At 63.9% G+C, this 12464-nt stretch carries 8 protein-coding genes; 2 read left to right on the top strand and 6 right to left on the bottom strand.

The features are described 5' to 3' along the window. Positions 1 to 40: 40 nt before the first annotated feature. Genes folK through folP form a run of 3 tightly spaced genes read right to left on the bottom strand, consistent with a single transcriptional unit; the run spans position 41 to position 1783 of the window. A complete protein-coding gene (gene folK, locus B5P46_RS21485; RefSeq protein WP_206735385.1) occupies positions 41 to 559 on the bottom strand; it encodes a 2-amino-4-hydroxy-6-hydroxymethyldihydropteridine diphosphokinase in 519 nt (172 codons plus the stop codon). After that, positions 552 to 917 carry a dihydroneopterin aldolase gene (gene folB, locus B5P46_RS21480; RefSeq protein ID WP_003540148.1) on the bottom strand — a complete coding sequence of 122 codons (366 nt, stop codon included), beginning with the start codon at positions 915 to 917 and terminating at the stop codon, positions 552 to 554. Before folB ends, folK begins: the two co-directional genes overlap by 8 nt. Then, the gene (gene folP / locus B5P46_RS21475; protein WP_129420469.1) at positions 914 to 1783 is read right to left on the bottom strand and encodes a dihydropteroate synthase; all 870 of its coding nucleotides are present in this window, start codon (positions 1781 to 1783) and stop codon (positions 914 to 916) included. The genes folB and folP overlap by 4 nt, the downstream gene beginning before the upstream one ends. Positions 1784 to 1884: 101 nt before the next feature. Here folP and B5P46_RS21470 point away from each other — a divergent pair, with 101 nt between their 5' ends. Continuing rightward, positions 1885 to 2511, top strand: coding sequence for a DUF922 domain-containing Zn-dependent protease (locus tag B5P46_RS21470; RefSeq protein ID WP_129420468.1), 627 nt, complete (start codon positions 1885 to 1887; stop codon positions 2509 to 2511). Positions 2512 to 2827: 316 nt separating this feature from the next. On the opposite strand, the gene B5P46_RS21465 is transcribed toward B5P46_RS21470, so the two are convergent. Together B5P46_RS21465 and B5P46_RS21460 are read right to left on the bottom strand one after the other, a co-directional pair. Beyond that, positions 2828 to 3148 (bottom strand): 2Fe-2S iron-sulfur cluster-binding protein, encoded by a 321-nt coding sequence (locus B5P46_RS21465; RefSeq protein WP_003540151.1) that lies wholly within the window; start codon positions 3146 to 3148, stop codon positions 2828 to 2830. A 262-nt stretch (positions 3149 to 3410) separates the two neighbouring features. Beyond that, positions 3411 to 3794: an Hpt domain-containing protein gene (locus tag B5P46_RS21460; RefSeq protein ID WP_003540152.1), complete on the bottom strand. Its 384-nt coding sequence runs from the start codon at positions 3792 to 3794 to the stop codon at positions 3411 to 3413. Between the two features lie 462 nt (positions 3795 to 4256). On the opposite strand from B5P46_RS21460, the gene B5P46_RS21455 reads away from it, so the two are divergent. Further along, positions 4257 to 11396 (top strand): hypothetical protein, encoded by a 7140-nt coding sequence (locus B5P46_RS21455; RefSeq protein ID WP_129420467.1) that lies wholly within the window; start codon positions 4257 to 4259, stop codon positions 11394 to 11396. A gap of 306 nt (positions 11397 to 11702) precedes the next feature. Here B5P46_RS21455 and B5P46_RS21450 read toward each other — a convergent pair whose 3' ends face one another. After that, positions 11703 to 12452, bottom strand: coding sequence for an aminoacyl--tRNA ligase-related protein (locus B5P46_RS21450; RefSeq protein WP_129420466.1), 750 nt, complete (start codon positions 12450 to 12452; stop codon positions 11703 to 11705). Positions 12453 to 12464 lie beyond the last annotated feature (12 nt).

Here is a 12464-nt window from a genome sequence, read left to right as displayed (position 1 = left end):
CGGCGGGTCTCCCGCCGTTTTCCGTTTCAGTTTCCCTGCTTCAGGCGCTCAGCCACCAGTCGCGACTGTCGTCGGCGATCTCAATGCCGGTCACCTCGGCATCATCAAGCCAGTCACTGACCGCCCTGCCCCTGACCAGAAGACCCGGCGCGATATCGGCAAGCGGCATCAGCACGAAACCGCGATCGGTCATGCGCGGATGCGGCAGTTCCAGCCGCGGCGCATCCTGGATCACGTCGCCATAGGTCAGCACGTCGATATCGAGCGTGCGCGGACCCCAGCGCTCGATGCGCTCGCGTTTCATCTCCCGTTCGATCGACAGGCAGACATCGAGCAAAGCCTCGGGCTCCAGCCTGGTCTCGACGGCAGCGCAGGCATTGAAGAAGAACGATTGGTCGGTCTTGCCCCAGGGCGGCGTGCGATAGAGCCGCGAGACCGCCGTAACCCGGCAGTCGTCCCGTCCGTCCAGCCTCTGCAGTGCCGCAGCCATCGCCTTCACAGGGTCGCCGATATTGCCGCCGAGACCGAGTGTGGCGGATTGCAATGCGACCTCAGGCAAAGTGTTCAACGCTCACCTGCACGAAATCGAGCACGCCGGGCACCGGTGCGTTCGGCTTGCGCACCGTGATCTTCGCCCGCCGGATCTGCGGGAATGTCTCGCAGAGCCCCTTGGCGATATCGAGCGCCAGGGACTCGATCAGGTAGCGCCGCTTGCCGGTGACGATCTGCTCGATCACGGTGAAGGCGATGCCGTAATTGACGGTATCGTTGATCGAATCGCTTTCCAGCGCCTCGCCGGCGACGACATCGAGCTCGGCATCGACGAAGAAGCGCTGGCCGAGGAATTCCTCCTCGTCATGCACGCCGTGGCGCGCGAAGAAGGCGCAGTTCTGCAGCGTGATCGTGTAGGTGGTCATGTCGGCCGCTTCCTCTCGAATTCCTGGCGCGCATTGAGCATAGCATCGGCGATCTCGAGCGCGTCCCTGTTGATTGCGACATTGTGCACGCGGAAAACCGCAGCCCCTTGAAGCCTGAGCAGCGCGCTGGTCGCAGCCGTCGCCGCATCCCGCCCCTCGGCCTCACGCCCCGTCACCGTACCGAGGAAGCGCTTGCGCGACGTGCCGGCGAGCAGCGGCAGGCCGAAGCGGGAAAGTTCGGAAAACCGCGCCATCAGCTCCAGATTCTCCTCCGCCGTCTCCTTGGCGAAGCCGAAACCCGGATCGAGCACGATGCGGTCGCGGCTGACGCCTGATGCAGCGGCGATCGCAAGCGACCGTTCGAGGAAATGCACCTGATCGGCAATCACATCGACGAGTTTTACCCTGTCGCGGCCGGTATGCATGATGCAGAGCCCGGCTCCGGTCACCGCAGAAATATCAGCGATATCGGGCTCCTTCTGCAGCCCGAAGACGTCGTTGACGATATGGGCGCCGGCACTGATGGCAAGCCGCGCCGTCTCGGCGCGATAAGTGTCGATCGAGATCAGCGCCTGGGTGCGCCCGCGCAGTGCCTCGATGACGGGCAGCACGCGCGCCTGCTCCTCGGAAGGGCTGACGGTTGCTGCGTTCGGCCGGGTCGATTCGCCGCCGATATCGATAATGCCGGCCCCCTCGCTCACCGCCCGCAACGCCTGTTCGACCGCCGCATCGACGGTTTCAAAGCGTCCGCCGTCGGAAAAGGAGTCCGGCGTCACATTGATGATCGCCATGATCACCGAACGACGGCCGAGTTCGATCTCCCGGCCATGGCCGACACGCCATATGCTGCCTTCGAGCCCTGTCACCAGACTTATCCCATTGATGACGAAAAAAGCGCCATCTGATATTGCGCTTGGGGTGGCTATGCCCCAAGCTCCTGTCGATTTCAACACGGGTTGCGTTCAGAATGCCGCTTGCAGTGCGTTATATGGTCGTTCCTATCGCCTTTTCCATTGCTCTTTCCCTCTGCGGCCCGTCGGCAGCCGAAGTGATCGCATCGAAAAGCTATTCCTATTTCGACATTCGCGGCAAAACTGCGGATGAGCTCGACCGCGAACTCAGCCGGCGCGGCCCGACGGCGAGCGGTTCCTCGGCACGCCATCCCGGCGCTACGAAGATCCGCTTCGGCGGCGAGGCAACCTATATTCAGAATAACGGGCGCTGCCGCGTCGGCAACGTCAAGGTCACGGTCCACACCCAGATCATCCTGCCGCGCTGGAGCAGCCGCAAGGGCGCCAGCAAGGAGCTGTCGATGATCTGGGACGCGCTGTCGAGCGATATCAAGCGCCACGAGGAGCGCCATGCCGAGATCGCCCGCGACCAGGCCCGCGCCATGGAGCGCGCCATCCGGGCGCTGCCGCGGCAGCGCAGCTGCGAAGCGATGCAGGAACTCGTCTCCGACAAATCAGCTCGCGGTATAGAGGAGCACGACCGGCAGCAGGCGCGATTCGACCGGGTCGAGGCGGTCAATTTCCAGAAGCGCATGCTGAGGCTGCTGAACAATCGAATCAACGGCCGAGCCGGCGCAAAATAAGGCTTTTTCAGTCGGGTTGCGAGCGGAAAACCTTAGCCGCGCAACGAAACTTGTGCGAAACTTGCACCCTCCCCAGCGATTGAATGGTCATTTTTCATCCTGGCAGACTCAACCGGACGCGTTAATATGAACACATTCGAAAGTTCAGCTACGGCATCTGCACTTTCATCGCTGGGTTCTCCTGGCGCGTTCCGAAGCCGCGGATGTTCCTCCCTCATCCGTAGGTAATGCGCCCGCCTCGCCTCGCTCGCTCTAGCGCGCGAGGCGTCTTTTTTTGGTATCGAATTTTTCGACGACGTTTCAAGCGCAGCGCGCTTCAGGCCTGGCGTTCCGGCACGTGCACCACGAGCCCGTCATAGACAGCCTTCATCCGGATCTGACAGGACAGCCGCGAGGTCGGGCGCACATCGAAGGCGAAGTCGAGCATGTCCTCTTCCATCGCTTCGGGCTGGCCGACCTTTTCCGTCCACTCCTCGTCGACATAGACATGACAGGTCGCGCAGGCGCAGGCGCCGCCGCATTCGGCCTCGATGCCGGGCACCGAATTGCGCACGGCATTCTCCATCACGGTGGAGCCTTGGTCGACGTCGAGGTCGAAGCGCGTGCCGTCGAAGGCGACGATGGTAAGTTTGGGCATCAGGACTATTTCCGGTCTTCAGGTGGGTGGGCGGATTTTCTTCCGACAATTCGACGCATCAGTCAATATTGGGGAAATTCGCCACAGCCTCGCAGATCGGGCCTTCGCCCGCCGTCTTCAAAGCGTCATCAGGGACGTCGCAAAAAGACCCGCGGTTCCGCAATGGAACAACGGGCCTCGTTCGAACGCTATCCTATGCACGTCGCCCAAAAGTACGCAGCGGTTTTGGGACAACGACATGCGTCAGATAAAAACTTGGAGATCAGCCGCGGCAGAGCTTCAGGATGAAATTCTCGGCGTCGATGACGGCGGCACCGAGCGCTGCCGTCGCGCCGGCATCGCCGCCGTTTTCCTCGACGGCTTCCGCCGTCTGCGATACGCGGAACGCGCCGACCGAGCTTGCCGCGCCCTTCAGCCGATGCGCGGCTGCGCCGATACGGATGGTTTCGCCGCTGGCAATATCCTGCAGGCATGCGCGGGCTTGGCGCGCAAACATCTGAAGGACTTCGAGTTCCAGCGTCTTATCGCCCATCGTCTGCTTTGCGAGATGGACCAGATCGATCGGCCGGACCTTGGAGGGACACGGTCCCTTTGCATTATCCGGCGCCTCGAATACGATGTTCAATGCTGCCATCTGGGCTGCCATTGCCAATTCTCCCGTCTCTGTCGTCCGCAGTTGCAACAGTTCTGCGACAGGAGGGTGGCCATCACGTTAAATTCCGGCACACTCAGGGCGGAAATCTCGCCATATGGTTAACATCCGTTAAATATCCCTAAACTATTGGCTTTTAAGCCGCGCCTGGGATTCAAAGGTGTTAACAACGGGTTAACGCGCCATGAATCTCAAGCCTTCATTAATTGTGTGAAGAGCCCAGATGTGTCACTACGATACTGGTGGAGCGGGTTTATGGTGCGCGCCTTTGCCGAGCGAGTGGATAATGGTAGTGTTTTGATACCTTCCGTTTGAAAAAGCGGCTATCTACTCTGAAATGACATGCTTATCCGTCCTTCGTTGGGATGGAAGGCTGGAACGGCAAAGTTGTTCCCGGGTGAGGCGGAAGCCCAGGATGCGCGGTTGGGCCGGCTGACAGTAACGAGGCATACCCGAATGGCGAACAACAAATATAACGAGTCGATTGAGGACAAGGCGTTCAAGGCATTGGACGAGGCGCTCCAGATCGACTTTAGCAAGGATAACGTACCGTCTCGCCGCGGCGACGCGCCCCAGGCCCCGGAGGCTAATGTGTCTGATCCAGTAAATGCGCGTAACCAGCAGGCCCAGGAAGAAGCGCAGCGCCGCAGCCGCCGCGGTGCCGCCGGCGAACAGACTTCCAGGGGTCCGGCCTTCGCGCCCGCCAACGATGCCAGCCGCAATACGCCCGCCTCGATCCTGAAATCCTTTGACGGCGCCTCCAGCCGCTCCGCGGTGCGCACCGCCACCCTGTTTTCCGTGCTTTGGGTCATGGCCGGCCTCGGCCTGATGTCGCTGCTTTATGCTCCGCAGATCTGGCAGATCCGTTCGCTCGCCGATCTCGTCGCCCTGCCCGGCGTCATCGCCGGCCTCGTCGGCATCATCATTCCCGTGATGATGTTCTATGCGTTCGCCATCATGATCTCCCGCGCCCAGGACATGCGCAACGCCGCCCGCTCCATGGCAGAGGTGGCATTGCGCCTGGCAGAGCCGGAAACCATCGCCTCCGAGCGCATCATGACCGTCGGCCAGGCCGTGCGCCGTGAGGTCTCGGCCATGAATGAAGGCATCGAGCGCACCATCGCGCGTGCCTCCGAGCTGGAAACGCTCGTCCATTCCGAAGTCAATGCGCTTGAACGTTCTTATGCCGACAACGAGTTGCGCGTTCGCGGCCTCGTCCACGAACTCGGCTCCGAGCGCGAGGCGATCGTCAACCATGCCGATCGTATCCGCACCTCGATCGGCAGCGTGCACGACCAGTTGAAGGAAGAGCTGTCGCTTGCGACCGAAGAGATCGCGGTGCGGCTTGCCACATCGGGCGAAGCCTTCGCCTCGCTGATCGATACGCGCGCCGCCACGATCCTGGAAAAGTCGGACAGCGCCCTTCAGTCGATGGGCAGCCTGCTCGCAGCCAAGACCGATACCCTGCTCCAGACACTGAACGCATCGGGTTTTGCGCTGGCCACCGAATTCGACAACCGCCTCGAAGCCCTCTCCGTCAATCTCAACGACCATGGCGAAAGACTGCTCAGCCAGTTCGAGACGCGCGCCTCGACCATGGACAGCAGCACCGAAAAGCTGAATGCGGCGCTGAACGAGCGCACGCACCAGCTCAACGAGATCCTGATTGCGCGCACCCGCGAGATCAATGAGAGCCTGACGTCAGGCGAACGCACCATCGGCGGCACGCTCGACGACGTGCTGTCGAAGCTGAACAGCGCGCTCGACGAAAAGGGCGCAAGCTTCCGCCAGAGCCTGCAGACCACCGCCGATGACGCCGTCATGGATCTCGACGTGCGCTCCGGCTTCTTCGAGGAGCGGCTGCAGACGACTGTCGCCCAGCTGTCGACCGCCTTCGATGAACGCGTCGCCGAATTCACCAGCGCCTTCGACAAACGCACCGGCTCGCTCGACACCAAGCTGATGGAGAGCCTCGCCCGTATCAACGAGACGCTGACCGGCGGCTCGGATTCGATCGACGGCATTCTGAATTCCGGCATCGACCGGCTCGGTTCGTCGATGAGCGACCAGTCGCTGGCGCTCGCTACCACGCTCGCCACCGGCCACGAAGTGCTGGAAAGCACGCTCGGCAACCGGGCGGACGAAATCACCTCGGCACTCACCAGCCGCACCGGCGAGCTGACCTCGGCGCTGCAGAGCGCGACCTCGGAAATCGCGCTGGCGCTTGCGACCGGCACCTCCGAGCTGCAGAACAACCTTCAGACACGCTCGGCCGAATTCCGCGACACGCTGCGTACCACCACCACCGATCTGACGACGGCCGTTGCCGCTGGCACCGAGCAGGTCACCTCTGCCTTCGGCGGTCGCGCCGAGGAGCTGAGCGGCGTCCTTACCGCCCGTGCGGCCGAAATCAGCGAGGCGCTTGGCACGGCCCACGGCCGTATCGACAGCGTCATGGCAGAGCGCGGCGGCGCATTGCTCGAGGCGCTGACCACCCATCACGGCCGCTTCGAGGAAGCGCTGACGACCCGCTCCGACGCCATCATCAATGCCGTCTCCGGCACCCATGACCGTCTCGCCGAGACGCTCGACGAAAAGGCGATGGCGCTGGCCATCTCTCTGAACGAGAGCCAGGCCCGCATCGAGGACACGCTCGAGACCCGATCCGAAGCTCTGTTGAACGCCGTCTCCGGCACCCATGATCGCCTCTCCGAGACGCTCGACGAGAAGGCGATGGCGCTCGCCATTTCGCTCAGCGAAAACCAGGCCCGCATCGAGGACACGCTGGAGACGCGTTCCGAAGCCTTCCTCAACGCCGTGTCTGGCACGCATGATCGCCTGTCGGAAACGCTGGACAGCAAGGCGGCGGCCCTTACGACCTCGCTCGACGAGCGCCATGCCCGCATCGAGGATGCGCTTGGAACGCGCGCCGAGGCACTGCTGAACACTGTATCCGGCACGCGCGACCGTCTTGCCGAGACGCTCGACGAGAAGGCCATGGCGCTCGCGATGTCCTTGAACGAGAGCCAGGCCCGTATCGAGGAGACGCTCGAAACCCGCTCCGCCGCCCTGCTGAACGCCGTCTCCGGCACCCATGACCGTCTCTCGGAGACTCTGGACGGCAAGGCGGCAGCTTTTGCCACCTCGCTGAGCGAAGGCCATGCCCGTATCGAGAATACGCTCGAAACCCGCTCCGCAGCGCTGCTGAACGCCGTTTCCGGCACCCATGATCGCCTCTCCGAGACGCTGGACGAAAAGGCGATGGCCCTCGCCATCTCGCTCAACGAAACCCAGACGCGTATCGAAGACACGCTGGAAACCCGCTCGGCAGCGCTGCTGAATGCGGTCTCCGGCACCCATGACCGTCTGTCCGAGACGCTGGACGAGAAGGCGATGACGCTCGCCATCTCGCTCAATGAGAGCCAGTCGCGAATCGAAGACACGCTGGAAGCACGCTCTGAAGCCTTCCTCAAGGCCGTGTCCGGCACGCACGACCGTCTCTCGGAAACGCTCGACGAAAAGGCGACGGCGATCGCCGCCTCCCTGAACGAGGGCCAGAGCCGCCTGCAGGACACGCTGGAGAGCCGCTCGGAATCCTTACTCAATGCGGTCTCCGCCACTCACGACCGCCTGTCCGAGACACTCGACGATCGGGCGATGGCGCTTGCCATCTCGCTGAACGAGAGCCAGAGCCGTCTCGAGGAGACGCTGACAACAGGCGCCGAGGCGATCACCAATGCGGTTTCCGGCACGCATGTCGGCCTGAACGGAGTGCTCGACCAGAAGGCCGCCGCCCTCGCCGCCTCGCTAACCGAAGGCCAGGCTCGCCTCGAGGAAGCCTTGGGCCACCGCACCGCCGCGATCATCGGCGCCGTAACGGCAACCCACGATCGGCTCACCGATACGCTCGATGAAAAGACCATGGCGCTCGCCATTTCGCTCGACGATAACCAGAGCCGCTTCGACAGTGTGCTCGAAGCCCGCAGCAACGCCATCATGGAGGCCGTCTCCGGTGCCGAAGCCCGAGTCGCCGGCGCCTTCTCCGACAAGACCGATGCAATCCGCACCGCCTATACTGACAATCAGCAGCGGCTCGAAAATGCGCTTTCCGAACATAGCGCCGCCCTCTCAGGCGTTCTCGATACCGGCGGCGCCCGCTTCGAGGATCTCGTCGGCGGCTTGACCGGCCGCATCGAAGGCCGTCTGACCGATGCACATACACGGCTCGGAGGCCTCGCCGACGAGGCCGCAGCGCGCATCGAGGGCGGGCTCGCCTCTGCCCATGAGCGCATCCGCACGACGCTCGAAGACCGCGCCAACGCCATCGATCTATCGCTGAACCAGGCCCATGCGCTGATCAGCGATACGCTGGCCGAACAGGCGACCAGCATCGGCACCTCGGTGGCGACAAGCGTCGGCATGCTCGAATTGTCGCTGGAGCACCGTGAAGCGGCGATCCGCCAGGCGATCGATGCCGGCGCCCAGACATTGGAAGATCGCATGCATGCCGGCGCCGGCCAGATCGCCGGCCGCTTCCAGGAGGCGGCAAATGCGATTTCAAGTTCCACCCAGAATTTCTCCGCCCATCTCGATCGGTCGGTCGAAAGCCTGACGGGCCGTTTTGAAGAAACCGGATCGCGCGTGGAATCCGGTCTTGCGGCGATCGAGACCCGCATCCGCGACGGCGTCGGCGGCGTTGCCGAAAAGGTCGAAGCGGCCAGCGGCCAGCTGTCCGGCGTGCTTGCCGACGGCGTCTCCCGTATCGGCGCGCTCAGCGACCATGCCACGCAGCGCATCTCGGCAACGCTCGAAGGCAGTGCTGCAAACCTCACTCAGGCGATCGACAGCCGCACCGCCAATCTGGCCGAGACGCTGGACAGCCGCACCACCAGCTTGACAGGCGCCATCGAGGGTCGCACCGCGAGCCTCGGCGAAACCCTCGACCGCGGCAACGAACGCATCGAGGAACGCCTCTCCACCATGGACCGTGCGTTGACCGTCGGCCTCGAGGCCGTCAACCGCACCATCGAAGGCAAGGCCGCCGGTCTCGCCTCGACGCTGCGCAGTGCGGTTGCCGACGCGGCTCAAGGAATGGAAGGCGAAGCGACGAGAACCACCGAACTGCTTGGCAAGACTGGCCAGCAATTCGCCGAGGATCTCAATGCGAAAAGCGACGAATTCACCCGCACCATGGATGAGCGCTCGTCACAGATCGTCACCCGCGTCGCCGAAGCTCAGAACCGGCTGGCAAGCCAGGCCGCTGCCGTTGCCCAGACCTTCTCGGAAGCCGGCAACGCAATCGTCAACAAGGTCGCCGAGGCCGAGACCATCGTCGGCACGCAGGTCAATGCCATCTCCAAGGTACTGTCGGATGCCGGCCAGTCTCTGGAGACACGCGGCAATGCCATCCGCTCGACCCTGTCGGGCGCCGGCACCGAGATTTCCGCCACCATGGCGGATGTCGACCGGGCGCTCGAAGCCCGCAGCAGCGCCATCCGCTCTAATCTTGAGGAGCGTGCCCGCGAGATCGATACGACGTTCTCCGAGATCGACCGGGCGCTCGAAGCGCGCGGCAACTCGATCCGCTCGACGCTCGAGGAGCGCACCCGCGACCTCAACTCGATGCTCGCAGGCCGTTCGGTCGAATTGACGCGCATTCTCGACGAGACGGCCCGCCCGATCATCGACCGCTACACCGATGCCGGCGAGCAGGCCGCCGCCCGCATCACCGCCGCGGCCAACCTCAGCGCCGACCGTCTGCGCGCCGAAAACGAAGCGCTCGCCAGCGCCGTTGCCGCGCGCACCGAGAATGTCGCCAATGCCGTCAGCGCCATCGAGAACAGCCTGGTCGGCAACGTCAACGGCCTCGTCGAGCGCATGTCGGAAAGCAGCGCGGCGATGGCGATGATGATGAACCGCGCCGCCGAGCAGCTGACCAGCGTCGATGGCCGCCTCGGCGATACCACCACGCGCTTTGCCGACTCCGCCACCAAGGCCGCCGAAATGGTCTCCGCCTCGACCAGGCTTCTCGAAGGCAAGGTCGATCGCCTCTCCGACATTTCGGGCCAGACGCTGGCGCAGGTCGGCGGCATCATCGGCCGCTTCGACGAACACTCCAAGGTTCTGACCCAGGCCTCGCAGCTTCTCGGCGCCGCCCAGTCCAACCTCGCCTCGACGCTCGAAGAGCGCGAGAGCGCTCTGCAGACGCTCTCGGTCGGCCTCGTCTCGCGCTCCGCAGAGATCGAAAAGACCATGCAAGGCCTCGGCAGCATGATCGAGACCGTGTTCGAGCGGGCAGAGCAGCGCTCCAGCCAGGTCACCGGCAATTTGCGCCAGGGCGTGCAATCCTCCTTCGCCGATATCGGCCGCATTCTCACCGAAACCGAGAAGCGCGCCCAGGAAGCGGCAGAGACGATGCGCGAGGCGATCACCCGCGCCGGCGACGACGCCAATACGACGATCGACGGCACCTTCGCCAATGTCGAGCGCCGGTCCGGCGATCTCTCCAATCGCATTCGCGGCGGTCTGACCGCCTCGCTGTCTGAAGTCGAGCGCATGCTCGGCGAAGCCGGCCGCGCCTCCGACGGCGCCGCCCAGCACATGCGCGAAGCGCTGCGCGAGGCGATCGATGATGCCGTCGGCCGCTTCTCCGGCGCCACCGAGGATATCCGCCGCTCCGCCGCCGACATCCGCAGCGAGCTCGACGCCACCCGCGCCGAGTTGAAGCGCGGCGCCTTCGATCTTCCCGAGGAAGCCAAGGAAAGCGCCTCGGCCATGCGCCGGGCCGTCGCCGAGCAGATCAAGGCGCTGCAGGATATCTCCCAGCTCGTCGGCCGCTCCAGCCAGCAGCTCGAGATCTCCGAGCCCGTCGCCCGCACACTCGCGCAGGTGCAGCCGGCCCCGCGTCCTGCCCAGCCGGTCGCGGCCCAGCCGCCGCAGCCGGCAGCACCGCCGCCGATCGAAGCGACAGGTCTGCGCGGAACGATCGCACCGTCTGCGCCGGCTGCCGCCCCCCAGCGCGCCGCGCCGCAGCCTGCCCCCAATCGACAGGAAACAGGGCGCCAGGAAACAGGCCGCCCGGAAACAGGTCGCCAAGAGCCGGCTCGTCCGGAAAGCGGCGGCTGGATCAGCGATCTCCTGCGCGGCGCATCGCGTGAGGAGGCCGCCGACGAGGCGGCTGCCCGCGCTCCGGCCCGCCCAGCGGAAACTGCTGCACCGACCGCGCGCAGCAACGACAGCCGCAATCCGCGCCACGTCGTCGAATCGCTGAACTCGCTCTCGGTCGATATCGCCCGCGCCATCGACCACGACGCCTCAGTCGATCTCTGGCGCCGTTATCAGCGCGGCGAGCGCGACGTCTTCACCCGCCGCCTCTACACGCTGAAGGGCCAGCAGACCTTCGACGAGATCAAACGCAAATACGACCGCGAACCGGAGTTCCGCACCGCCGTCGACCGCTACATCGGTGATTTCGAAAAGCTGCTCGCCGACGTCGCCCGCACCGACCCGAACCGGACGGTGACGCAGTCCTACCTCACCTCGGATACGGGCAAGGTCTACACCATGCTCGCTCATGCAGCAGGCAGGCTCGGCTGAGGCTAATGTGTGAAAACCGGAGCCGCCACGCGGCTCCGGCCTGACAGCTGACAAAGTCGGCCAACTCCTCTTTCGTCATGCTCGGGAGCACGGACGCCGCGGCATACCTTCTTCTCCCCAACGGGGAGAAGTGCCGGAGCGACAGCGAGGCGATGAGGGGGTGAGCGGCAAAGCCGCGAATGCACTGAGCGCAAGCGAAGAGCAATGAATGGCGTGCCGTGTGCCCCCTCATCCGACCCTGCGGGCCACCTTCTCCCCGCTGGGGAGAAGAAGGAGCAAGCCGCGCCGGCCCCGGCTTCCCGTATACTACCGATCGGCCGCTATGTTCCAGTTGTAGATACAGCGGTCGAGGCCGATGGCGATCTCAAGCACGAGAACATCGTGCTCGACGGCCGCTCCCTTCCTGGGCTGCGACCGGTAGCGCTGCGGAAAATCCGTGCGTCGCGAGATCGAGCAGACCTCCATCCACTTGTCACCATTGTCGACCTCGATATCCATCGTCACCTCGGAATAGGCCGGCAGCCGGTCGGAGGGTACGATCCGCGTCGGCAGATGGATCAGCGATGCGATCATGCGGCGGACCGGCTCGAGGCAGGCGGCGTGATAGTCGTTGCCGCTGTCGGCCGTGAAGGCGCATTGGAATTCGAGCTGCCAGAATTCCTTCAGCCGCATGTGTTTGGTCGGCTGTTCCTGCTCGCGACGATAGGATCTGCCGGCCTGCCAGACGCAAAGCGGCAGGCGTGTCTTCGAATGATTGCCGAGAATATGCTGCATATAGATATAGGTTGAGGGCGTGGTCTCCGGTCTCAGCACCAGCGCGGTATCGCTGGTGGAGAGCTGTTCCTGGATCCAGATATCGGCGTTCGAATAGGCGCTTGAAACCAGCGAGCGCGGCATCAGCGCCGGCGCCTCGACCCTCCTGACATCCCAGGCCGGATTGACGGATCTGAGAAAACTGCGGACCTCTTGCGAGAAGAAGCCGATCATATGATCGCGCAGATAGATCTCGCGCTCCTCCCAATGGACGAGCGAATTGACATGATAAATATTGAGCACGGTGCCTATCTC

It is taken from the genome of Rhizobium leguminosarum (genome assembly GCF_004123835.1).
Lineage (GTDB): Bacteria > Pseudomonadota > Alphaproteobacteria > Rhizobiales > Rhizobiaceae > Rhizobium > Rhizobium leguminosarum_M.
The sequence above is the reverse complement of the archived record's forward strand: the minus strand, read 5'-3'. Positions and strand labels throughout refer to the sequence as shown.

Bases quoted from the DNA above. Each gene is read 5' to 3' on its own strand.
- B5P46_RS21455 (WP_129420467.1), top strand. From the start codon at position 4,257: ATGGCGAACAACAAATATAACGAGTCGATTGAGGACAAGGCGTTCAAG.
- B5P46_RS21460 (WP_003540152.1), bottom strand. From the start codon at position 3,794: ATGGCAGCCCAGATGGCAGCATTGAACATCGTATTCGAGGCGCCGGAT.
- B5P46_RS21470 (WP_129420468.1), top strand. From the start codon at position 1,885: ATGCCGCTTGCAGTGCGTTATATGGTCGTTCCTATCGCCTTTTCCATT.
- folB (WP_003540148.1), bottom strand. From the start codon at position 917: ATGACCACCTACACGATCACGCTGCAGAACTGCGCCTTCTTCGCGCGC.
- B5P46_RS21465 (WP_003540151.1), bottom strand. From the start codon at position 3,148: ATGCCCAAACTTACCATCGTCGCCTTCGACGGCACGCGCTTCGACCTC.